Consider the following 23,627-nt stretch of genomic DNA (forward strand, 5'->3'; position numbering starts at 1 on the left):
GAGCGCCCCGGGTACGCGCCAGGGTGCTTCCCTGGGGTGCCACCCGGGTTTCGCCGGTGAGTCTGGTCGGCATGAAACGACCACTGATCATCCTGATGGCGGCGGCGGTACCGGTGGCAGCGGCATTGGTGCCGATGGCCGCCAACGCCGCCTTCCACGACGGAAAGCCGGTCGCTGCCACGACCTGTGCCGCTGTTCCCGTCTCCGCGCCCGCCGGCACCGCAGTCGAAGGCGTGACAGCGGTCGCCCACGCCGGCGGGACCGTCACGTTCCCGGCCGCTCCTCCGCTGCACCCCCAGGAGGAGACGCTCACCGGCGTACCGGCCTGGTGTGAGGTCACGGTCACGGCGACCCACGCCGGAGCCAACGACCACGTCACGATCAAGGTCGTGCTGCCCCAGGACCGAAGGAACTGGACCGGCCGGTTCCAGGCCACCGGCGGCAGCGCCTATCTCGCCGGCGACTTCGGTTCGCCGCTGGTCGCCGCGATGAAGGCCGGCTACGTCGCCGCGGCCACCGACGCCGGTGTCGGTGCGAACCCGCTCGACGTCAGTGGCTGGGCGCTCACCTCGGCCGGCACGGTCAACACCCCGCTGCTGCAGGACTTCGCCTCCCGCTCGCTGCACGACATGGCCGTCGTCGGCAAGGACGTGGCCCGGAGGTACTACGGCAACCCGGTGACCTACTCGTACTGGAACGGCTGCTCGACCGGCGGCCGCCAGGGCTACGAGGAGGCCCAGGACTACCCGACGGACTTCGACGGGATCCTGGCCAAGGCGCCGGCGATCAACTGGGACCGGTTCGCGGTCGCGACGCTCTGGTCGCAGGCCGTCTTCAACGAGGAGAAGGTCGCGCCCACCAAGTGCGAGCTGGACGCGTTCACCACGGCCGCGGTCCAGGCCTGTGACACCCTCGACGGGGTCAGCGACGGCATCATCGATAACCCACAAGACTGCCACTGGGACGCCCGGCGGCTGGTCGGTACCAAGATTGTCTGCGAGGGCAAGGAGATCACAATCTCCCGAGCGACCGCCGACGCGGTGAACAAGGTCTGGGCCGGGCCGGTCTCGCCGAACGGCAAGCAGCTCTGGTACGGGCCGAACAAGGGCGCGAGCCTCGCCGCCCTGGCCACGCCCGGCGCGCCGTTCTTCGTGGCGGACAGTTGGGTGAAGTACTTCGTGACGCAGGACCCGTCGTTCGACACCACGAAGCTGACCTACCGGTCGTTCGACCAGCTCTTCCGCGCCTCGCAGCGGGAGTTCAACGACATCATCGGTACCGACGATCCGAACCTGTCCGCGTTCGCCAAGGCCGGCGGCAAGCTGCTCAGCTGGCACGGGCAGACCGACGAGTTGGTACCCACCCAGGGCACCGTCGACTATCGCGAGCGGGTCGCCCATACCCTCGGCGGCGACAATAAGGTCGACGACTTCTATCGCCTCTTCCTGCTCCCGGGCGTGAACCACTGCGGAGGCGGTACCGGCCCGCAGCCCACGGACGACCTGGGCGCGCTCGTCGACTGGGTGGAGAAGGGCAACGCCCCGGCCACTCTCGCCGCTACGACCGCTGACCGCAGTGTCACCCGCGACACCTGCCGGTACCCGACGGTGGCCCGCTACACCGGCCACGGCGACCCGGCCTCGGCCGCGAACTACCACTGCGTCAACGCCTGACCCCATCCGCGCAAGGCTTCGGCTCATGCCGCGAGTTGCCCCAGCAGTGCCCCGGTGCCCCAGGGCGGTCGCCAGGGTCCGTCCCTGGGGCGACGACAACGCTGCTGGCGCGATCTTGAATACGGGATGCCGGCCGGCATCGAGGAATCGCAGAGGAGTGGCAATCATGGAATACAAGCTCGAGGTGATCGTGCTACCGGTGACGGACGTCGACCGGGCCAAGGAGTTCTACAAGCGGATCGGCTTCCGGGAGGACCTCGACTACGTCGACGGCGAGAACTTCCGGGTCGTGCACTTCACCCCGCCGGGCTCGCAGTGCTCGATCATCGTCGGCAGCGGGATCAGCACGGCGGAGCCGGGCTCGGTGCAGAACCTGCACCTCATCGTGAGCGACATCGAGCAGGCGCGGGCCGAGCTGATCGGGAACGGCGTCGAGGTGAGTGAGATCTTCCACGACGAGGGCGGCGTCTTCCACCACGCGGGCACCGAGCAGCGGGCACCCGGGCTGTACCCGGGCCGGCGCTCGTACGGCTCGTTCTCGTCGTTCAATGATCCGGACGGCAACGGCTTCCTGCTGCAGGAAGTCACCGAGCGCATCCCCGGCCGCTGAGGAGACCACCATGGAGATCGTGTACGCCTCGGCACGGGAACTGGAGCAGGCGCTGCGCGACGCGGCGGTCGCGCATGGTCGGCACGAGCAGGAGATCGGGCGAGAGGATCCGGAGTGGCCGGTCTGGTACGCGGACTTCATGGCCCGCGCCAAGACCAGCGAGACGCCCTGAGGTACGCACGCACGCAGCACCCGCCCCGTCGTGGGACCCCGGAGCGACCCGGGTCCCACGGGGCGGGTGCCGCCCGGTCGATGAGAGGAGCGGCGGCAGGAGCCGCTGGACGACCTATGTGTAGCGGGCGCACAGCCAGTGGGTGCCGGCCCGCTCGAATGTCTTCATGCATCGCGTGCGTGGCGGACGACTCGGCCGCCGGTCAGTGCGTCCGCGACGTCCTCGTCGAGGAACTCTTCGACCAGCGGGGCCAGCAGCCCGGCCCGGTGCGGAAGGGAGGCGTGGGTGGTGCCGGGCAGGATCGCGAGGCGGCACCGCGGCATCGCGCAGACGTCGCCGGGGACACCGCCGCCGAGCAGGCGGAACATCCGCACGGCATGTTCCGGCCGGACGATGTCTGCGTCGCCGACCACGACCAGTGCGGGGACCCGCAGGGCGCGGATCCGCGCCGCCGTCCACCGCGGCGGATGCGCGTCCAGGACGGCCATCTTCGTGACGAGGCGGTCCCAGCCCGCCGGGTCGGGCGCGGTACGCAGGTACTCCTCGTGCAGCTCCGAGCCGTACAGGTGCTCGGGCCGCAGGTGCGCGGCGCCGTCGAGCAGCCCGGGGTGCAGGCCACCGCGGTCGAAGGCCGGCGAGGCGAGCACCAGCCGGCCGGCCCGCGCCGGGTGGTGGGTGCCGATCCGCAGCGCGACCGCGGCGCCCAGGCCCCAGCCCAGCAGGTCCGCCCGCGCCAGGCCGAGACGGTCCAGCAGCTGCATCACGTCGGCCGCGAAGCCCTCGACGGTGTACGGCCCGTCGCAGTCGGGGCTGCGTCCGTGCCCCGGCAGTTCGACGGCGACGACCCGCCGGGCGCCGGCCAGCAACGGCAGCAGCGTGCCGAAGGACGTACGGATGCCCGACAGCGCGGCCGGCACGAGGATCAGCGGCCGTCCCGGGCCGTCACCGTGCTCCTCGAAGTACATCTGCATGCGACGCAGTGTGCAGGCCCGCGCTTACGGTCGGCTTACCGCCGTAGGATGATCCGTCATGCGCTTCGGGATCCTCGGTCCGCTCGCCGTCACCACCGACGACGGCGAACCGGTGGTCGTGCCCGGCGCCAAGGTGCGCATGCTGCTGGCCGATCTGCTGGCGCACCGCAACACGGTGGTCTCCGCCGACCGGCTCATCGAGGACCTGTGGGGCGACGACGCACCGGCGAAACCCGCCGGCGCGCTGCAGGTGCGGGTATCGCAGCTGCGCAAGGCGCTCAACGACGCCGAGCCGGGCGCGCGTGACCTGATCGAGTCGCGGCCGCCGGGCTACCGGCTGCGGGCCGACGACGTCGACGCCGACCGGTTCGCCGCGCTCGCCGACGCCGCCGACCTCGACCGGCTCGGCGCGGCGCTCGCACTGTGGCGCGGCCAGGCGTACGCCGACGTGGCCGATAAGGAGTTCGCGCGCGCCGAGGCGGCCCGGCTCACCGAGCAGCGCCTCCTCGTGCACGAGCGGCTCGCCGAGGCGCGGCTGGCCCGCGGCGAGCACGACCAGGTCGCCGCGGAGCTGGCCGAGCTCGTCGAGCTCCACCCGCTGCGGGAAGGGCTGCGCGCCGTGCACATGCGCGCCCTGTACGCCGCGGGACGGCAGGCCGACGCCCTGGACAGCTACGCCGGGCTGCGGGAACGGCTCGCCGACGAGCTGGGCCTGGACCCAGGACCGGAACTGGCCGCCCTGTACCGGCAGATCCTCGAACAGGATCCTGCGCTCACCGCACCGCCGAAGTCCGCGATCGTCCGCAACAGCCTCCCCGCCCAGCTGGACGAGTTGATCGGCCGGGCCGAGGCCCTCACGGAACTGCGCACCCTGATCCCGGCCGCCCGGCTGGTCACCCTGGTCGGGCCGGGCGGGGTGGGCAAGACCCGGCTCGCCGCGGCGGCCGCCGCCGAACAGGTGCACCCGGACGGTGTGCACCTGGTGGAGCTGGCGCCGCTGGCGCCGGCGGACCCGCGGGTGGCCGAGCAGGTCCTCGGGACGCTCGGCCTGCACGAGGCGCCGGGCACCGCCGGGTCCGCGACCGACCGGCTGGTGACGGCGCTGCGGTACCGCGAGATGCTGCTGGTGCTGGACAACTGCGAGCACGTGGTCGCGGCGGCCGCCGCGCTGGTCGGGCGGCTGCTGCGCGACGCGGCCGGGGTGCGGGTGCTGGCCACCAGCCGGGAGCCGCTGCTGCTGAGCGGTGAGCAGGTCTGGGAGGTGGGGCCGCTCGCGCTGCCGGGCGACCCGGCCGACGTCGACGCGGTGCGGCGCTCGGCCGCGGCCCGGCTGTTCTCGGCGCGCGCGGCCGCGCAGCACCGCGGGTTCCGGCTCGACGAGCAGACCGCACCCGTGGTGGCGCAGCTGTGCCGCCGGCTGGACGGCCTGCCCTTGGCCCTGGAGCTGGCCGCGACCCGGGTGCGCGCGCTCGGCGTCCAGGGCGTCGTGGACCGCCTGGACGACCGTTTCGGGCTGCTCACCACCCGGCAGCGCGACGTGCCGGAACGGCAGCGGACCCTCACCGCGGTGATCGCGTGGAGCTGGGACCTGCTGGACCCGCAGGACCGTGCGGTGCTGGCGCGGCTGTCGGTCTTCCGCGACGGCTGCACCCCCGAAGCCGCCGAGCAGGTGTGCGACGCCGGCCTGGACGCCCTGGACCGGCTCGTGGAACGGTCGCTGGTGGTGGCCGAGCCGGGGCCACGGTACCGGCTGCTCGAGTCGATCGCGGAGTTCGGCGCCGCGCGGCTCACCGACGCCGCCGCGATCCGCAGCCGGCACGCCGGGTACTTCCGCTCCCTCGCCGAGCACGCCGACCCGCTGTTGCGCGGCCCCGAGCAGCAGCGGTGGCTCGCGGTCCTGGACGCCGAGCGGGCCAACCTGCAGGCCGCGCTCACGTACGGGGGCGGCTTGCGGCTGGCGCTGGCGCTCACCTGGTACTGGGTCCTGCGGGGGCGGCTCAGCGAGGCCCGCGCCGCCCTGGCGCTGACCGGCACGGCCGAGGAGGAGCGCCTCGCCGCGCCCTGGCGGCTCGGGCTGGCGCTGCTGCAGGGCGAGCGGGTACCCGCGGAGGTCCGGGACGTGCTTGCCCTGGATCCGGCCGGACGGTCGGCCTGGTTCGTGGCGGACGCCGTGCTGGACCGGGGTAATTTGGCGCTCGCCGCCGAGCTGCTGCCGGAGCAGTTCGACGACGCGTGGACCGAGGCAGCGGTGCTGGCGTCGCGGGCGATGATCGCGCACGCCGCCGGTGAGCTGTCCGCGCTGGAGGCGGCCGCGACCCGCAGCGACGCGCTGTTCGCCGAGCTCGGCGACCGGTGGGGGCGGCTGCGGGCCAGCGACTGGCTCGGCGGGCTGGCGGAGTTCCGCGGCCGACACGAACGGGCCGCCGCCCTGCACCGGGAAGGGCTGCGCTGGGCGACCGAGCTCTCGCTGGCGCCGCAGGTCGGCGCGAAACTGTCGTGGCTGGCCTGGCTGGCGGTGCAGCGCCGGGACCACGACACGGGGCGGGAGCTGGCCGAACGCGCCTACCGGCTGGCCGTGGAGCAGGGCGCGCCCACCGCGGTGGTGTTCGCCGAGACGAGCCTCGGCATCGCGGCCCGCCGCTCGGGCCGCCTCGACCAGGCCGTCACCCACCTGACCCGCATCGCCGACCAGGGCCGGGTCGAGCCGAGCCCGCCGCCGTACCTGCCGATGATCCTGGTCGAGCTGGCCTACGCGCGGGAGTTGCAGGGCGACCCGGCGGCCGCCTGGGCACTGCACACGGAGGCGTACGACAGCGCCATCGGCTCCACTCGCGACGGCATCGGCGCGGCCGAGGGCATGGCCACGGTGGCCGAGCCGGCCGTGGCGGCCCGGCTGCTGGGTGCCGCGGCCACCGCCCGCGAGCAAAACTTCGCCCCGGCCGCCCCGGCCGAGCAGGACGAGCTCGACCGGGCGGCGCGACGGGCGGTTGCCGCGCTCGGCCAGGAACGCTTCGACGAGCTGGTGGCCGAGGGCGCCAAACTCAGCCTCGCTCAGGCGGTGGCCTTCGGCCGGTAGGTCGCGACGATGACACCGTTGGTGAAGACCCGGGTGTCGATGAGTTCGAACGTGGCCTTGACGTCGCTCAGCACGCTGGAGAAGCTGGCGGCGCCCACGATGACCGGGTGGATCCAGAACTTCACCTCGTCGACCAGGCCGGCCGTGACCAGCTGCGCGGTGACCGCACCGTAGCCGTACTGCACGATGTTCCGGCCGTCCTGCTCCTTGAGCTTCGCGACCGCCTCGACCAGGTCCCCTTCCAGCACCTCGGTGTTCCTCCAGGAGGGGTCCTTCAGCGTGGTCGACGCCACGTACTTCTTGACGTTGTTGAAGAAGGCGGCGCCGGTGGTGGGATCGTTCTCGTCCATCGCCGGCCAGGCCTGCGAGAAGCCGTCGTAGGTGGCGCGGCCCATGAGCAGCGCGTCCGCGCCGTTGGTGAGCTCGGCGGCCAACTCGGTCGCTTCCTCGGCGAAGTAGGGCGACGTCCAGATCGGGTGCTCGATGACGCCGTCGAGGGTGAGGTAGGTGGAGTTGATGAGCTTGCGCATGGAGGCTCTCCCGGGTGCGTCGTGGTGATCGCTGCTGACAGGGAACACTCTGCCGAGGGCCGCTTACGATTCGCTTCAGATTGCCTTATGCCGGCAACGGCGGCCCCGGGGGAATCGCCCTGGTTCGGTCCTCATCGAGGGCCGAATGTCTCCGAGCTTCACTGTTCTCACGGCGCCCTCCGGGTGCGCCTCCGCTCGCAGGTGACCGCCAACGGCGCAACTCGAGAATCCGGGTCGCCGTCATGCGCGGCCGGTACATGCTCGGCCTGATGGATGCCGACCGGCAGGCCTCGGCTCGGGCGGCGCCGACCTTCGTGCGCTCCGGTGAGGGGTGTGCGGGCGCCCGCCGACAACACCGAGTCGATGTCGATGACCAGCCGCGACCCGGGCGGTGGCGCCGAAGGATCGGCGGGCGCTGAGCCGGAGCCGCACGATGCCTTGCAGTAGTGCCGGGCTTCGTCGCGCAGCTGCGTCGCGCATGACAGCGGCGCGTCGTCGGGACGTTCGACAGAGAGCAGCCGCTACCGCCTTGCTGGCGTGCTTCGCGGCCAGGGCCGCTACGCCGAGGCCGAAGCCGACATGCGGATGATGGACGTGGCCCGGACCCGGCTATTCTGCGCCGAACACCTCGACACCCTCGACAGCCGCAGCAACCTCGCCGGCGTACTGCGGGACCAAGGCCGCTACGACGACGCCGAAGCCGAGCACCAGGCGGTGCTCGAGGCCCGGACCCGGCTATTCGGCGCCGAACACCTCGACACCCTGTCGCGTCGTGCGCAACTCGCAACGACCTCGCCTACTGGCAGGAACAGCTGGCGCAAACCGACCGGCGTGACCTCAGATCAGATCATTTCGGATAGACCAGCCACGAACCTGCCCGAGCGGCGAGGGCTAGCCGGTGTGGTCTCCGCCGCTGTGCGTTGCAGGGCCGGCGATCTGAGCGCCGCAAGGACATGTGCATCTCGCACGATCCCGGCCCGTGCCACGGCGCCGAGGTCCGCCTCCGCGGCGAGGTGGCTGCCCGTCCACGAGCGCCCACTGACCGGCCCGTCGCCGCTCCGGGGCCGGTCCATGCCGATCATCCACATGGAATGTCCCCCCCACTCGGACAAGGTTTCCCTGCCGAACGGACACGGTAGTGACGCCGGGAGGCGCAACGTATCGATCATGCCGGCACTGCCGTGATATCACCGTGCCATGGTGATGCTCGGCATCGACTTCGGCACCTCGTCCACCGTAGCGGTCCTCGGGCTGGACGACGGACGGACAATGCCGCTGCTGTTCGGTGAGACGCCGCTGCTGATCTCCGCCGTCTGTGTCACACCGGGTGGTGACCTGCTCGTCGGCCGCGATGCCGTACGGGCATCGCGCGCCCGGCCGGATGCCTTCGAGCCCCACCCGAAGTCCCGCATCGACGACGGGGAGGTGCTGCTCGGTGACCGCGCGGTGCCAGTGGCCGAGCTCATCGGCGCGGTGCTACGACGGGTGCACGACGAGGCGGTCCGGGTGGCAGGTGCCCCGGTCGACCGGCTGATCCTGGCCCACCCAGCAGGTTGGGGCCCCCGGCGCCGGCAGACGCTACGCGAGGCGGCCGCCATCGCAGGGCTGCCGCCGGCAGCGCTCGTAGCCGAGCCTGTCGCCGCCGCGGCCTACTACGCCCACGTCCTCGGCTATACCGTACCTCCGGGCGGCTGCCTCGTGGTGTACGACTTCGGCGCAGGCACGTTCGACGCGTCGGTGGTACGACCCACCGCCGGCGGGTTCGAGGTGCTGGCCGAGGACGGCATCCTCGACGCCGGCGGCCTGGATGTCGACGCCGCGATCGTCGCGCACCTCGGCGCCACCTACAGCGCCCGCGACCCCGACGGCTGGCACCGGCTCACCGCGCCGGCCACCCCCACCGACCGGCGCACATCCCGTACCTTCTGGGACGACGTTCGCGCCGGCAAGGAGGAACTGTCCCGCACCTCCATGACAACCATCTTCGTGCCGATCCTCGACGTCGAGGCGCCCCTCGGACGGGAACAGCTCGAGCACCTCGCCCGCCCGCTGCTCGACCGCACCGTCGCGGCCACCCGGCTCGCAGTACGCAATGCCGGAATCCCCGCTGAACAAATCGCCGCGGTGTTCCTCGTCGGCGGCTCCAGCCGCATGTCGCTACCCGCCACACTGCTGCACCGGGCGCTGGGCACGCCGCCGACGGTCATCGAACAGCCCGAGCAAGTCGTGGCCGGCGGCACCTTACGCGTGAACGGCGCCGAGCCGCCTTCGAAGACCGAACCACCGGAATCGGTACCGTCGGAAGCTTCGACACCTGCGCCGGCGGAGCAGCCCGCACCGCCGGCGCCAACGCTCGCTCTGTCGGACCCGAACGCACCGATCTCCCCTGACCCGGTATCGCCCGCGCCCAACCTTCGCGATGCGACTGAGCCTGATCGTCATCATCGGCATGGCAACGAAGTCGAGACGGCGACCGACCAACCGATCCAGGCCGCCGAACAGACGCAGGCAAGCGACGCTTTGGAGATCGGTGAATCCGCCGCCGAACCGGGCGAGTCCCCGCCGGTGGATGCAAGCCGGCCCGGTACGACGTTCGAGGTCGTGGGGCTGACAGCTCCAGCACGCAAGCGGCGTCGTCTGCTCGCCGTTTCGGCCGCCGTCGTCGCCGTGGCTGCCGCGGTCGCCGTGGTTGTGACCGCCCTGCGCACCGAATCATCCGGCAGCGCCCCCAATCGCACGACCGCGTCCATCGCGGCGTCCGCCACGGTTACCCCCACCCGGCTCGCCACCATCACCGACCACAAGGCCACGGTGTTTTCGGTGGCATTCAGCCCGGACCGCAAAACCATGGCCACCGGCGGCGGCGACGCAGTCATGCTGTGGAACGTGACCGACCCGGCCGCACCGACCCGGCTCGCCACCATCACCGACCACAAAGGCACAGTGTCTTCGGTGGCATTCAGCCCGGACGGCCAAACCATGGCCACCGCCGGCGAAGACGGGGTCATCGTCTGGAACGTGACAACCCCAGCCACACCGACCCGGCTCGCCACCATCACCGACCAACGGAACGTGTTTACGGTGGCGTTCAGCCCGGACCGCAAGACCATGGCCACCGGTGGCCTGGACTACAAACTCATGCTGTGGAACGTGACAAACCCAGCCACGCCGAACCGACTCGCCACCATCACGGACCACAAGTCCTCAGTGTTCGATGTGGCGTTCAGCCCGGACGGCAGAACCATGGCCACCGCCGGCGGCGACGCCGCCATGATCTGGAACGTGACCAACCCAGCCGCACCGAACCGACTCGCCACCATCACCGAACACAAGGGCTATGTCCTGTCAGTGGCGTTTACTCCAAACGGCAAAACCATGGCCACCGGCGGCGAAGACAACACGGCCATGATCTGGAACGTGACAAACCCAGCCACACCGGCCCGACTCGCCGCCATCACCGAACACAGGGGCATGGTGTATTCGCTGGCGTTCACTCCGGACGGCAAAACCATGGCAACCACCACCTCCCGCATCGACAACACCACGGCTGGCGACAATACGGCCAGGGTGTGGAACATGACCAACCCGGCTGCGCCGACCAAAGCCGCCACCATCACCGAGCACAATGCACCGGTGTATTCGGTAGCGTTCAGTCCAGACGGCAAAACCATGGCCACTGCCGGGGAAGACAGGAGGATCATGCTATGGCGGCTAGCCGTAGCCTAACCTCGTTCTCCGGTGCCCACGGCCTCTACAGGGCGAGGCGATATTGACCCTAGTTATCCACACTCGGGGCCGTTCGGTGCTGCGCCCCGTCGGCATCCGAGACACTGACGCAGCCACCTGGTAGCCGGGCAAGACCCTCCTCGGCGGCGGCCAAGCCGGCCAGGCCCAGACCCGATCGTTGCGGCTTATCGCCAACCCTGAAGCCGACAACGCCGATCCTCAAGACATCTACCGCAGGGTAGTCCTACTGCACCCGGACGACCCCGACTACCCGGTCTGGTGCGGTCATGCTGGCCCGGGCCGGGCTCGCCCGTGTCGGCGCCGACGACGGACCCCGTCAACTCTGGACGCGGAACACGCTCTCCGCTCCGTGGAGACCATCTCAGCCGAACGGACACGGTGTCGGCATCGGCTCGCACACCGTATCGATCTTGTTGCTCGGCTGTGGTATGACCGTGCCGTGATGACGCTGGGCATCGACTTCGGCACCTCGTCCACCGTGGCGGTCATCGGGTTGGGCGATGGACACGGACGGGCACTGCCGCTGCTGTTCGGTGAGACGCCGCTGTTGCCTTCCGCCGTCTGCGTCACGCCCGGCGGTGAGCTGATTGTCGGCCGCGATGCGGTGCGCGCGTCGCGGAGCCGGCCGGAGGCGTTCGAGGCGCACCCGAAATCTCGCATCGACGACGGCGAAGTCCTGCTCGGTGACCGGGCGGTGCCGGTGGCCGAACTCATCGGCGCGGTGCTGCGCCGGGTGCATGACGAGGCGGTTCGGGTTGCGGGTGCCGGGGTCGACCGGCTGGTCCTGACCCACCCGGCGGGCTGGGGCGCCCGCCGTCGGCACACGCTGCTGGAGGCCGCCGCCGTCGCGGGTCTGCCACCGGCAGCGCTCGTCGCCGAGCCTGTCGCCGCCGCGGCGTACTACGTGCAGGTCCTCGGGCACTCGATTCCGGCGGGTGATTGCCTCGTGGTGTACGACTTCGGTGCGGGCACGTTCGACGCATCCGTGGTCCGGCGCACAGCCGACGGGTTCGAGGTGCTGGCCGAGGAGGGCATCCTGGATGCCGGTGGGCTGGACGTCGACGCGGCGATCGTCGCGCATCTCGGCGCCACCCACGGCGTGCGCGACCCGGAGGGTTGGCACCGGCTCACCGCCCCGGCCACCTCCACCGACCGGCGAACGTCGCGCACCTTCTGGGACGACGTCCGCACCGGCAAGGAAGAACTCTCCCGCACCTCCATGACGACGATCTTCGTGCCGATCCTCGACCTGGACGCCGTCCTCGGCCGGGAGCAACTGGACCATCTCGCCCGACCACTGCTGGACCGGACGGTCACAGCGACCCGCCTCGCCGTACGCAATGCCGGGATCCGCACCGAGCAGGTCGCGGCAGTGTTCCTCGTCGGCGGTTCCAGCCGCATGTCATTGTCCGCCACGCTGCTGCACCGCGCGCTGGGCATCGCGCCGACCGTGATCGAACAGCCCGAACTGATCGTGGCGGGCGGCACCTTGCACATTGACGGCGCCGACCCGCACACTACGGCACCGCCGGTTAGGAACGAAGCGCCGGCTTCGGTACCGCAGGAAGCCTCCCCACTCGTGGTGGTCGAGCAGCCGACGCCGCCAGCACCTGCGCCGCCGGACCCGCCCGGGCCGATATCGCCTGCCCCCGCATCGTCCGCAGCGCCACCCGCACCGATGTCGCTGGCATCCACACCTGCTCACCCACCTGCGCAAGTGGGACATGAGTCGGCTGCTGAAGATGAGCGGGGCGCTGGCCAACCGGTCCAGGCCACCGTGCCGACACGGACACCTGAGACGATCGACCCCCCGCATGCGGACGAAGGCCAGCTACTGACGACCGTCGAGGTCGTGGCGCCGACGGCACCGGCACGCCGGCAGCGTCGCCTGCTCGCCGGCGCCGCTACCGCTGTGGCCGTGATCATCGCTGTCGTTGTGGTGTTCGCCCTGAAGTCCGGGCCCCCGGTCACCAAACCAACCGCTAACGCTGCCACCAGCCTGCCGGCGTCGAACGCGGCGTCTGCCACGGAGACGCCCACAACCCCTGTGACCCTGCTCGCCACCCTGACCGACCACAACAACGAGGTGCACTCGGTGGCGTTCAGTCCGGACGGCAAGACCATGGCCACCGGCGACAGGGACAACACAGTCATGGGGTGGAACGTGACCAACCCGGCCACGCCTACCCGTATCGCCAACCTCACCGGCCACGGGAACACGGTGGAGGATGTGGCGTTCAGCTCAGGCGGCAAGACGATGGCCACCGCCAGCAACGACCACACGGCCATCGTCTGGCGGCTTGCTGTCACTTAATTCATTAGAGGCTTCGTCGCAAGGATCTGCTCCCAGTCGCATCGCGCGCCATGCGGCTGCCGATCGTCCGCACGGTCGTCCGGCTCGCCGGCGACTCGCGGATGCTGCACCTGATGGCGGACGTCATCGTCGTCGCGCTGCGGCTGCGCAACCAGGTCGGCTAGCCGCTCCGGGAGTCCGGGCGAGAAGTAGACATGGCCCATGCCACGTCACCCATGGCTCGATCAGCCGGCCTCGACGGACGCCTCCGCATGATCGGCTTCCCACGCCGTGTTGCGTGGCCGGCCGCTGCAGGAAGACGTCGTGCGCCCGCGCGGCCGGCTCGCGCCGGCGCAGGCCGACCGCTCGCCCGGCGACAGCGTCTCGCGCACCGCCCGCCGTAGCGACGTCACGCCCGGCGCGGGTGGGCCGCCCGCCGCCGCGGCGGCCGCGCGGGCCCGGTCCGCGGCGCGCAGGTCGGGGATGTGGTTGTAGAGGGTGCCGGGGCGCGACCCGTCGTTGATACGGTCGACCGGATGAGGGGTCTGGATTTCGACGCCGTTGACCGCCCGGACTTCGACACCGTCCTGCGCGGCTACGAGCCCGGCCGCATCGACCACCTAGTCCGCCGCGCCGCCGACGCCCTACCCTTGAGCGACCCGGCCGAGGCCGCCGAGGTCCGCGCCGCCCTGGCCGGGCCCGCCCTGGTCGTCGTCCCGCGCGGCTACGACCGGGCCCACCTGCGCAAACTGCACGCCCACCTGATCCGGGAGGCCCCGTGAACGTGGCGGTTCCCGCCCTCGTCGGGGCGCTCGCCTCGGTGATCGTGGCCATCCTGTCGGCCCAGTTCACCGCCCGCCATCAGCAGCGCGGCGCCGATGACGCCGAGCGGCGGCTCATCCGCGAGACCTACCTCAACCCGCTGCGCTTCCACACGGTGGAGAACTACTTCCGCCTCGCCGACACGCTGCCGCGCATCGAGGCTGGCGGCGGGCGCTTCGCGGAGCTGGCCGTCCTGGACCGGCCGGAGGAGATCGCCGGCAAGCCCGTCCGCTGGTTCGCCGGCGATGGCATCCGCCTCACCTCGGCGGCGTACCTGGCGGCGTGCCTGTTCGCGCACATCGCCCGCGTCCGGGAGAACGTGCCCTACCTGAGCCTGTCCAAGACAGCCGACACCCGCCTCGGCGCGCTGCTGCTGCGGGTGCACGTCGGCTTCCTCAAGGACCGCGGCATCCCGTACGCGGCCCAGACGAGCATCGGCCACGACCTGTGGCACCGCGAGGAGCGCCGGCTGCTGAGCTTCCGCGAGTTCTGCGAGTTGCTCGGCGACCCGAAGTACGCGCCCTGGCTGGAACGCCTCGTCGGCTTCTACGTCGACCTCGGCAACGGCCGCCGCATCCCGCAGGTCCGGCTGCTGATCGAGGCCCTGGAAGAGCTCGCCGGCTTCGTCGACGGCCACGTCGGCGGCGGCCACTCGGTCGAGACCCGGGTCGGCATCGAGCGGGCCACCCGTGACCGCTATGAGGAACTGCGCGGCTCGTAGCGGCCGGTCAGCCGGCTGATCACCAGTCAGGCCCACCGCGGCTGCCGTCGGCAGCCGAACGTCACGCTCGTACCTGGACAGCTCATGACGGGTGAGCGTCGGGCGACCGGATGCAGCGCAATCTACGTCTCGAGTCCGGGCTGGAGTACCGGGTTCGTAGGGGGCACTCCCGAGACTCTGAGGCGGTGGTCGCAGAAGCGCCACCACCTCAGAGCGTCGAGGCCGTTTTACGCCGTAGCGCGCGCGGCGGTCTCGATGAGCTGGGTAACCGCATCCGGGGCGGTGACCAGCGACAGGTGCGCGGCGTTGACCTTGACCACGTGCGCTCGCGCGTGCGCGGCCATGGACAGCTGGGCCGCCGGGGGGATGACCTTGTCCTGCGTGCCGACGAGGTCCCACGATGGGATCGACGCCCATGCCGGCGCGCCAGATTGCTCGCCCAGCGCGATCAGCGAGGTCGGGCTCTGTGAGGCCGCGAGAACCGATACCTGGGACGGGGACAGCCCGCCACCCATCGCCGCCGCGAACACCTTCGGGAGCAGGTAGGTGTCATAGATGCCGTCCGGCGCGCCCGGGTATGTCACCAGTTTGAACACCGATGCGGGGTTGCTGCCGGCCGGTGCGAGGACCGAGTCGGCGCTGGTCAGCCCGGCCACCGACTGGTTCGCATCCGGGATGTAGGCGTCCACATAGACCAGAGCCTTGACGTTGGCGTTGCCGGTGGCGGCGTTGGTGATGACGGCGCCACCGTACGAGTGTCCAACCAGGACAATCGGTCCCGTGATTCCGCTGAGGAAGTCACGCAGGTAGTCGGCGTCGCTGGACAGGCCCCGCAGCGGGTTCGGTGCCACAACGACGGGGTAGCCGTCGTGCTGCAGCCGGCTCACCTCGCCCGACCAACTGGACCCGTCGGCCCAGGCACCGTGTACCAGCACGACGGTCGGCTTGGGCTGGGCTTGGGCAGGACTTGTCACATGGCTGGTCGAAGCCTGCGCGGTGCCGACCCCGACCAGGCCGAACGTGAGCGCGGCAGCGGCCGCTCCTATGTAGATGGTCCGCCGACGGAGGGGGAGTTTCATCGTGTTCCCTTTCAGTCTTGGATAAAGTCGAGCAGGGCGGCGTTGACCTGGTCGGCGTGGGTCCACGCGATGGCATGCGGCCCGCCCTCGATGACGAGCAGCCGCATGTCCTTGATGAGTCCGGGCAGCCGCTGGGCGGTCAGCCCGATCGGCAGGATGCGGTCCTGGTCGCCGTGCATCACGAGGACCGGCACGTCGATTTTCGGCAGGTCGTTGCGGAAGTCGGTGAGCCAGGTGGGGATGCACGCTACGGCGGCGATCGGAGACCCGGCCACGGCGAGGTTCCAGCTGGCCTGGAGCACCTGGTCGCTGACCAGGGTCCCGCCGTAGGTGTCGAAGTTGTAGAAGTTTTCCAGGAACTGCTTGAGCCACACGTACCGGTCCGCCTGTGCGGCTTGGATGAAACCATCGAACAGCGACTGTGGCGCGCCCTCGGGGTTATCCGCCGTCCCAAGCAGGAATGGAGGGATCGGCGAGAGCAGGACAGCCTTGGCGACCCGCTCGGTGCCGTACCTACCGAGGTAGTGGGTGATGTCACCGGTGCCCATCGAGTGCCCGACGAGAATGGCGCCGCGAACGTCCAGCTGCGTCAGAAGTTTGTTGACGTCGGAGGCGAACGTGTCGTAGTCGTATCCGGTCGCGGGTTGGCTGGAGTTACCCCATCCCCGCCGATCGTAGGTAATGACCCGGTATCCGGCCGCGAGCAGTTGGGAAAGTTGTTTCTCCCAGGAGCGGCCGCTGAGTGGGTAGCCGTGGCTGAGCACCACGGGTGTACCGCTGCCGTGGTCTTCGTAGTAGATATTGACGGGGTTGGCGCCTTCCGAGCCAACCGCTAGGTAGGGCATGCGTACTCCTTCCGTGTCGACCCCCGGGGAGGGGAACCTGGCCGAAGGTACGGACCCTGGGGCGGTCGCCGAATCACTCGTGATGCGTAGTCCTCGTCGTCACGGGCGATATCGACCCGAACACGAGACATGCGAAATTCGGAGCGTCCTCGGCGGGGTATCCTGGGCAGGACGTTGCGCATTCATCGTTCCTACGTAGGGTGTGTTCGTGAGGGCGCCTGAACACGGGCAATCGGGTGAATCGCGGCCGCACTCCCAGTTCAGGGTGTTCGGCGGACTGCGCGCCGCCCGCGACGGTGCTGAGGTCGACCTCGGTCCGTGGCGCCAGCAGGTCATTCTCGCCATGCTCCTCGTCGCCGCCGGCGGCGTCGTCAGCATCGAGTCCATGGTCGACTGCCTGTGGGGCGAAAACCCGCCCGCGAGTGCTATAAACCAGATTCAGCGGCATGTCGGCCAACTCCGGCGGATTCTCGAGCCTGACCTACCGGCCCGCTCCAATGGGCGATATCTGTTGCCCGCGGGCACCGGGTACCGGTTCCTGATCGCGACTGAGGACTGCGACCTGGCCATGTTCCGTGAGCTGGTACGCCGGGCCCGCGCAGACGTGGCGAGTGGGAACACGACAGCCGGCGTGCGGGCGTATCTCACGGCTTTTGAGCTCGGGCGAAGTCCGGCGTTCGCCGGCTTTCCCGTTCAGACCCTGAATACGGCCGGGTTTGTGGCGGTCGAACGGGAGCGGATCGCGGTGGCGGTCGCGGCGACCGATGCCGCGATCTTGAGTGGCATGGCCGACAGAGCACTGACACCGCTGTTGATCATTGCCGAAGCGGCTCCGTTGGATGAGGCGCTACAGGCCAGCCTGATGCGCGCCCATCTGGCTACCGGTAACCGGGCCGAAGCCCAGCGGGTGTTCGAGCAGACGCGTCGACGGCTTGTCGAAGAACTCGGCGTGGAACCGGGACCGCGGTTGCGCGACGCATACCGCGAACTGCTCGCGAGTGGCTGGACACCAGAGGATGAACAGGCACCGGCAAATGTCCTTCGCCCCGCCCAGCTACCCCCACCTGTCGCCGGCTTCGTACGACGCAACGATGTGGCCGCCATTCTCGATGAGCGGTTGGCCGACACGTTCAGCGAGACGACGGTTGTCATCACTGCGTTGGGCGGCATGGGCGGCATCGGAAAGACCGCCCTCGCTGTCCACTGGGCGCACGAGATCGCCGACAAGTTTCCCGACGGCCAGCTCTACCTGAATCTGCGCGGCTTCGATCCGACCGGGCGGGTGATGTCGTCGGACGACGCGCTGTCCACGTTGCTCGCTTCGCTCGGTGAACAGGACACACCCGAGCAGAGCCTGGACGTGCGGGTTGCCCGCTACCGCACAGTCCTGGCCGGCCGTCGTATGTTGATTCTGTTGGACAACGCCCGCGACGCGGAGCAGGTCCGTCCGTTGCTGCCCGCTACCCGTGGCAGCCTGGTCATCGTCACGAGTCGCAACAGCATGGTCAGTCTCGTCGCTCGCGAAGGTGCCCGGTACGTACAGCTCGACCGGCTCAACGAAGCGGAGTCGCACGAGTTCCTGGTCAACCGGCTGGAACGGGCACGCACGGACGCCGAAGCCGACGCGGTGCGTGACATCGTGACGGCATGCGCAGGCCTGCCGTTGGCACTGGCGATCGTGGCCGCCCGGGCCGCCCTCAATCCCCGGTTGCCGTTGCGCGTCATCGCGGCCCAGCTGGCCACGCCTTCCGGTGCCCTCGACACGCTGTCCACTGTAGAGCGAGGCGATGACCTGCGGACGGTGTTCTCGTGGTCGTACCACAATCTCGAACCAGACGCGGCCTACATCTTTCGCGTCCTGGCCGCACACCCCGGGCAGGAGATCTCACTCGAGTCGGTGGCGAGCGCAGCGGGAATCGACCGGACGAACACCCGGCTCCGGCTGGACGCGCTGGTAGCTGCGAACCTACTCGTGGAGTCGCGGCCCGGGCGGTTCTCTCTGCACGACTTCCTGCGGGCGTACGGCGGTGAAGTGCTGAACCGAGCGGGCGAGCGCGAGGCGGTCGAGCGCCGACTCGTCGTGCACTATCTGCACTCCGTCCACGCATGTTACGCCAGGTACTGGCGACAGCCGGTCACGGTCCTCCCGGCCCCTGGACCGGACGTGTGGGCCGAGACGTGCCAAAGCCTGCAAGAGGCTCTCGACTGGTACACGCGCGAACAACCGGCGGTCTGGCCCATCGCCGAGGTGGCTCTGCGGCACGGCATGGTGCGGGAGGCGGCCCTCCTCGTCCTGGGTGTGGTACCGGGACTGGACCGGCCACCTCACGCGCCCGAGACGAATGTGACGATCGCGCAGCGCATCCTGGATGCCGCCCCAGGCATCGTCGAGCCCGTCGTCGAAGCGGAGCTCGAACGTTGCGTCGCGATGTTGTCACCTGTCGCGGACGCCGTCACGCACATGCAACGAGCACTGTCCATCTTCGCCAGGATAGGCGATCTCGCCGGGCAGTCGAATGTCTCGCGCAACCTTGCCATGCGGAACATGGTGCAGGGCGACACGGCGTGCCTGGCCCACGCCGAACGCGCGGTGGAATTGGCCCGGCAGGCCGGGCGACGCGATCTTCTGGCATCGGGGCTGCTGACGCTCAGCGAGATCCATCTGAAGTTCGAGCGCACCGAGCTCGGTCGACGGGCCGGGGAGGAAGGCTTGGCAATCGTCTGGGCGGACAGGCTCAACCATCTCAACATCTACTACGCGCGGTACGTCGCCGAGGCGTCGTGGAAGCTTGGCCGGCTCGACCAGGCGATTGAGGTGGCCGAATGGGGGCTCGCGGAGGCAGTCAGCGAGTCAAACGGTCCCTTGTGCGCCACTGCCGCGGTTCTCGCGAGGGCGGCCTTCGATCGCGGTGACATGGTCCGCGCCGAGCAGGCGTCCCAGCGGTTCGAGACTCTCATCGCCGGTGACGGCTTCCACGAACTGGTCGAAATGTCCAGCGTCGAGGAGGCGGTCGGCTACCGGGACATGGTGGCGTACGTGCGGGCGCGGTTGAACCTTCTGGAAACACCGCCCTGATCCGCGGTCGCCTGCACTGATTCTGCACTGCGTCCACACAGCGGTGCGATCCGATCTGCACCATGCGTGCAGATCGTTCTCCCCGGATACTCGCCGAGCTGTCGTTCGAGGCGGCGACGAGCGGGAGTCTGGCCGATGCGGAGGCATATGCCCGGCGCAGTGAGCGCGCCGCCAGGTCGGCCGGGTGGTCGCAGGCGGAGCTTGACTCCATCGCGTGTACCCCGCTACTCGCCTGGCGCGGTGAGGATGCGCGAACCATGCACGCGGCCCGGCGTCAGCGCGCCGCGGCCGCGGCGCTCGACAACGAGCCCGCCAACCGCGCCGCCGCTCACGGACTGATGGTGATGCACCTCGGACGATCGCGCTACCCGGAGGCGTTCGCGGTCGCGCGCAGGGCGTGGGAACTTCACCCGGGTACAACGGGCAAAGCGCCTCTGGTTGTCATGATCGAGGCCGGCGTGCGCTGCGGTCGGCGCGCGACAGCGAAGGAAGCGCTCGCCCGGCTGAGAGAATGGGTCGGGCGCTGTACGACACCGCTTGCTTCGGCGCTGTCGGTTCGGTGCGCGGCGGCGCTCGCGAACGACGCTCGTGCGGCGGAGGCCCTGTACCACCAAGCGCTTCGGCTCATCGATGAAACCGAGACGCTGACACATCGGGCGTACACCCGGCTCGTCTTCGGTGAGTGGCTGCGCCGTCATCGCCGGCGGGCGGAAGCGCGAGCGTACCTGGCCGACGCTGTGGAGATGTTCACCGCCATCGGTGCTCCGGCGTACGGACAGCGGGCCGCGGCCGAACTCGCCTTGACGACGCGGCCGATCGACGAGGCCGGCAACAGCTTGCAACTGACCCCGCAACAGCGTCAGGTCGCCGAGCTCGTCGTGCGGGGCGCCACCAACCGCGAAGTCGCCACGCGTCTGTTCATCAGCGCGCACACGGTCAACCACCACCTGCGCGGAATCTTCCGCACGGTGGGCGTCGCCTCCCGGCGCGAGCTTCGGACAGCTCTGGCGTCCCGTGCCGGCACAAGCCACTTACGACAGTTCGCGGGACTGACCGGTCAGGAGCAGGCGGTCGCGTGTCGGGTTGCGGCCGGTGCGTCGAACCGGGAGGTCGCCGCTGAGCTCTTCCTCAGCCCGAGCACAGTGGACTACCACCTCCGCAAGGTCTTCCGCAAGCTCGGCATCTCCTCGCGCCACGAGCTGGCACGGGTTGTAGCGAACGAGGTGTGAGGGCGCTGTTCCTTGGACGGCTCAGCTGGAGGTATCGCCTCGTGCAACGGGGCCTGTGCTGCCCGGCAGGTGGTAGACCACCAGCGTCTGCTCGGGCCGCTCGGCGACGTGGAACGCGGTGTGCGACACGGTGATGACGCCCAGCCGGGGATGCCGGAGGCGCTTGCGGCCGGCGTGGCTGAACTGGATGTCGTACTGTGGCCACCACTGGCGCACCTCGGGGCTGGCCTCGGTCAGCTCGGCCACGAGCCGGGTCACGCGCGGGTGGTCGGGATGCCGCCCCGCGATCGCCCGCAGTCGGGCCAGGATGCTGCGGGCCTCCCGTTCCCAGTCGACCAGTACCTCGCGGGCGGCGGGTTCGGTGAACATCCAGCGCACGATGTTGCCACCCGGCTCGATGCCCCGGAACAGCTCCGTGGCGGCGGCGTTGGTCGCGAGGATGTCGTAGCAGATGCCGGTGATGTACGCGGGGTTGCCGCCGAGCAATGCCGGGACGGCTGCGACCTCGGGCGCGGCCTCCTCGGGCGTGTCCTGCTCGGGGGTCGCGTCTCCACCGGCGAGGCGGCGCAGGTGCTCCTGCTCGGCGGCGGTCAGCCGCAGCGCCCGGGCGAGGGCGTCGAGCACCTGGCCGGAGGGGCGTACGTCGCGGCCTTGCTCGAGATAGGTGAGCCAGGTGGCGCTGATGCCGGCCAGCAGGGCCAGTTCCTCGCGGCGCAGCCCGGGTGTGCGGCGGCGCCCGGTGACCGGCAGGCCCGTGTCGGCCGGAGCTATCCGCTCGCGCCGGCTGCGCAGGAACATGCCCAGCTCTGTGCTCACCCGAGAACCTCCGGTACCAGAATAAAGCGATTCTGGATACCACCTTATTGCGGTGCGAGGCTTGGTTCATGCGTGCTTGGACTGTTGCTTCACAAGACGATGCCGTACGCCTCTCCGAGGTTCCCTCGCCGACGCTCCAGGGCGGTGGCGTTCTCGTGGAGGTGCTCGCCGCGCACCTGCCGGCGTACACGAACATGGTGGTGAACGGGAACCGCGGCGGCCTGCCCGTGCCGCTCACCCTCGGCCCCTCCTGCATTGCCCGGGTGACCGACGTCGCGCCCGACGTGTTCCACGTCGCCCCGGGCGACATCGTGCTGGACACGGCGCTGCTCGACGCGGGCGGCGGCGACGAGATCCTGGTGGGCTGGGTCGGCCTGGGCGGGTCCGGCGCTGGCAGCGAGCGCACCGATCGCATGCGTACGGTATGGCACGACGGCGTCTTCGCCGAGCGCGCGCTGTGCGCCAAGGAGACGATGGTCAAGCTGCCCGGTGCCGAGAACTACCCGGACCCCGCCCGCCTGTCGTTCCTGCCGTGGCTCTGCATCGCCGCCACAGGCCTGCACGCGGCGGGCCCGCTGGCCGGCCGCGACGTCGCAGTGATCGGTGGGACGGGCCAGCTAGGCGGCGCGGCGGTGCTGGTGGCGCTGGCGGAAGGCGCCGCGACGGTGACGGCGGTGGGCCGCGACAAGGAGGCGCTCGACCGGCTGGCCGAGTTCGGTCCCCGCGTGCGCACCCACCGGCTGACCGGCGACCGCACGACGGACGCGGCAGGAATCGGCCCGGTGGACGTGGCTCTGGACGCCCTCGGCGCCACGCCGACGGCGGACGCGACTATGGCCGCTTATGACAGCTTGCGCACGCGGGGCACCCTTGTGCTCATCGGCGGCGTCCGCCAGGACCTCACCGTCCCGTACGGCGACCTGATGCGCCGGAGGCTCACCCTGCGCGGCTCCTGGATGAGCGACGACGAGACGGTGACCACGGTGTGGAACATGGTCCGCTCCGGGCTGCTGGACCTCTCCGCGATCGAGCTGCTGACGGTCGGCCTGGACGACCCGGCCGCCGCCCTCGACCTCGCAGAACACACGACGGGACTCGGCTTCGTAGCCCTCGTCCCCTGACCATCAGGCCAGTAGGGAGAGGGTGTTGCGCGCGCCGGGCACGTCGACCTGTCGCACGTCCGTCACGACGGTACTGACCGGCACAGAGGGTGGGTTCGTCCTCGGTTGGAGCGGTGCTACGACGGGCTCACGAGTCGTCCGACAAGTGTGCGATCCAGCCGCGCGCGGCTTGGAGCAGGGCCTCGTGGGAGACGTCATCGAAGGCGCGCAGCTTCAGGAAGTGCTTCGTGATCGTCAGGCCGAGGATGCCGCTCACGGTGATCAGGGCGCGCAGGTGTGCGTCGTCGCCGTCCAGTGACCTGGCGAGGTTGTCGACGCGTTCGTCGAGGTGGGCCCGCATCGCGGCGCCGGCTTCGGGCACCGTGAGCATGGACCGGACCAGAGCGCTCGTCTCCGGGGGCAGCTCGCCGAGCCGGACGGTGAGGACCTCCAGAAGATGCTCGGCGGCGCTGTTGCTGTTGTCGCCGGGCAGCTGAACGGCACTGGTGAACAGGGCCGCCTTCGAGCCGTAGTGCTGCATGACCAGCGAGGCATCCACTCCCGCCGCCGCGGCGATGCCGCGGATCGTCGCGCCGTCGAAGCCTCGTGTCGCGAACTCCTTCCGCGCGGCATCGAGGATGCGCTGTGCGGTGCGGGCCCGTCTGGCGTCGCGCGAGGTCCCGGTCATGAATCTCACTCTACAGGCGTTGAGCGATTGGTGTACCGTCTCGCTCAACGGCGTTGAGTGGGCTGCTGCGATGGACCGGGAGACCTGATGTGTCGCGCAGTTTTCTCACCGCGTCCCCCACCGACGACGACCGCGAGAAGTTCACCGCGGGCAACGCCTGCTCCCTCTTCGGCATCAGC

18 protein-coding genes and 1 pseudogene are annotated in these 23,627 nt (G+C 70.2%); 13 read left to right on the forward strand and 6 right to left on the reverse strand.

Features of this window, described 5'->3' with window-relative positions; all coding sequences use genetic code 11:
- Positions 1-71: 71 nt before the first annotated feature.
- The 3 genes from AB0B76_RS39780 to AB0B76_RS39790 all read left to right on the forward strand — a co-directional run bounded on the left by AB0B76_RS39780 (position 72) and on the right by AB0B76_RS39790 (position 2,455).
- On the forward strand, positions 72-1,673 hold the full coding sequence (locus AB0B76_RS39780) for a tannase/feruloyl esterase family alpha/beta hydrolase (RefSeq protein WP_360385429.1): 1,602 nt from the start codon (positions 72-74) through the stop codon (positions 1,671-1,673).
- Positions 1,674-1,839: 166 nt separating this feature from the next.
- Positions 1,840-2,283 (forward strand): VOC family protein, encoded by a 444-nt coding sequence (locus AB0B76_RS39785; protein WP_360385431.1) that lies wholly within the window; start codon positions 1,840-1,842, stop codon positions 2,281-2,283.
- A 10-nt stretch (positions 2,284-2,293) separates the two neighbouring features.
- On the forward strand, positions 2,294-2,455 hold the full coding sequence (locus tag AB0B76_RS39790; RefSeq protein WP_360385433.1) for a hypothetical protein: 162 nt from the start codon (positions 2,294-2,296) through the stop codon (positions 2,453-2,455).
- Between the two features lie 164 nt (positions 2,456-2,619).
- Here AB0B76_RS39790 and AB0B76_RS39795 read toward each other — a convergent pair whose 3' ends face one another.
- Positions 2,620-3,426, reverse strand: coding sequence for an alpha/beta fold hydrolase (locus tag AB0B76_RS39795; protein ID WP_360385435.1), 807 nt, complete (start codon positions 3,424-3,426; stop codon positions 2,620-2,622).
- Between the two features lie 58 nt (positions 3,427-3,484).
- Here AB0B76_RS39795 and AB0B76_RS39800 point away from each other — a divergent pair, with 58 nt between their 5' ends.
- The gene (locus AB0B76_RS39800; RefSeq protein WP_360385437.1) at positions 3,485-6,502 is read left to right on the forward strand and encodes a BTAD domain-containing putative transcriptional regulator; all 3,018 of its coding nucleotides are present in this window, start codon (positions 3,485-3,487) and stop codon (positions 6,500-6,502) included.
- On the opposite strand, the gene AB0B76_RS39805 is transcribed toward AB0B76_RS39800, so the two are convergent.
- Entirely contained in the window at positions 6,478-7,032 is a 555-nt protein-coding gene (locus AB0B76_RS39805) for a dihydrofolate reductase family protein (RefSeq protein ID WP_360385439.1), read from the reverse strand. The genes AB0B76_RS39800 and AB0B76_RS39805 overlap by 25 nt on opposite strands.
- Positions 7,033-7,554: 522 nt before the next feature.
- On the opposite strand from AB0B76_RS39805, the pseudogene AB0B76_RS39810 reads away from it, so the two are divergent.
- From AB0B76_RS39810 to AB0B76_RS39835, 6 genes and pseudogenes are all read left to right on the forward strand, one after another.
- A pseudogene (locus AB0B76_RS39810) lies at positions 7,555-7,608 on the forward strand (hypothetical protein); the annotation flags it as partial.
- 12 nt (positions 7,609-7,620) lie between these two features.
- On the forward strand, positions 7,621-8,217 hold the full coding sequence (locus tag AB0B76_RS39815; protein WP_360385509.1) for a tetratricopeptide repeat protein: 597 nt from the start codon (positions 7,621-7,623) through the stop codon (positions 8,215-8,217).
- A 12-nt stretch (positions 8,218-8,229) separates the two neighbouring features.
- The gene (locus tag AB0B76_RS39820; RefSeq protein WP_360385441.1) at positions 8,230-10,758 is read left to right on the forward strand and encodes an Hsp70 family protein; all 2,529 of its coding nucleotides are present in this window, start codon (positions 8,230-8,232) and stop codon (positions 10,756-10,758) included.
- 463 nt (positions 10,759-11,221) lie between these two features.
- Positions 11,222-13,093: an Hsp70 family protein gene (locus tag AB0B76_RS39825; RefSeq protein ID WP_360385443.1), complete on the forward strand. Its 1,872-nt coding sequence runs from the start codon at positions 11,222-11,224 to the stop codon at positions 13,091-13,093.
- Between the two features lie 515 nt (positions 13,094-13,608).
- Positions 13,609-13,854 (forward strand): hypothetical protein, encoded by a 246-nt coding sequence (locus AB0B76_RS39830; protein WP_360385445.1) that lies wholly within the window; start codon positions 13,609-13,611, stop codon positions 13,852-13,854.
- Positions 13,851-14,615: a hypothetical protein gene (locus tag AB0B76_RS39835; RefSeq protein WP_360385447.1), complete on the forward strand. Its 765-nt coding sequence runs from the start codon at positions 13,851-13,853 to the stop codon at positions 14,613-14,615. Before AB0B76_RS39830 ends, AB0B76_RS39835 begins: the two co-directional genes overlap by 4 nt.
- A 227-nt stretch (positions 14,616-14,842) precedes the next feature.
- Here AB0B76_RS39835 and AB0B76_RS39840 read toward each other — a convergent pair whose 3' ends face one another.
- Both AB0B76_RS39840 and AB0B76_RS39845 read right to left on the reverse strand, forming a co-directional pair.
- A complete protein-coding gene (locus AB0B76_RS39840) occupies positions 14,843-15,694 on the reverse strand; it encodes an alpha/beta hydrolase (RefSeq protein WP_360385449.1) in 852 nt (283 codons plus the stop codon).
- An 11-nt stretch (positions 15,695-15,705) separates the two neighbouring features.
- Positions 15,706-16,539, reverse strand: coding sequence for an alpha/beta hydrolase (locus AB0B76_RS39845; protein ID WP_360385451.1), 834 nt, complete (start codon positions 16,537-16,539; stop codon positions 15,706-15,708).
- A gap of 208 nt (positions 16,540-16,747) precedes the next feature.
- Here AB0B76_RS39845 and AB0B76_RS39850 point away from each other — a divergent pair, with 208 nt between their 5' ends.
- Positions 16,748-19,615, forward strand: coding sequence for a BTAD domain-containing putative transcriptional regulator (locus tag AB0B76_RS39850; protein ID WP_360385453.1), 2,868 nt, complete (start codon positions 16,748-16,750; stop codon positions 19,613-19,615).
- Between the two features lie 257 nt (positions 19,616-19,872).
- Positions 19,873-20,844 carry a helix-turn-helix transcriptional regulator gene (locus AB0B76_RS39855; RefSeq protein ID WP_360385455.1) on the forward strand — a complete coding sequence of 324 codons (972 nt, stop codon included), beginning with the start codon at positions 19,873-19,875 and terminating at the stop codon, positions 20,842-20,844.
- Positions 20,845-20,865: 21 nt separating this feature from the next.
- Here AB0B76_RS39855 and AB0B76_RS39860 read toward each other — a convergent pair whose 3' ends face one another.
- Positions 20,866-21,660 (reverse strand): helix-turn-helix transcriptional regulator, encoded by a 795-nt coding sequence (locus AB0B76_RS39860; protein WP_360385457.1) that lies wholly within the window; start codon positions 21,658-21,660, stop codon positions 20,866-20,868.
- Between the two features lie 155 nt (positions 21,661-21,815).
- Between AB0B76_RS39860 and AB0B76_RS39865 the strand changes: the two genes are divergently transcribed.
- Positions 21,816-22,781: a zinc-binding dehydrogenase gene (locus AB0B76_RS39865; RefSeq protein WP_360385459.1), complete on the forward strand. Its 966-nt coding sequence runs from the start codon at positions 21,816-21,818 to the stop codon at positions 22,779-22,781.
- 127 nt (positions 22,782-22,908) lie between these two features.
- Here AB0B76_RS39865 and AB0B76_RS39870 read toward each other — a convergent pair whose 3' ends face one another.
- Entirely contained in the window at positions 22,909-23,448 is a 540-nt protein-coding gene (locus AB0B76_RS39870) for a TetR family transcriptional regulator (RefSeq protein ID WP_360385461.1), read from the reverse strand.
- Between the last annotated feature and the right edge of the window lie 179 nt (positions 23,449-23,627).

It is taken from the genome of Dactylosporangium sp. NPDC049140, from assembly GCF_040648435.1.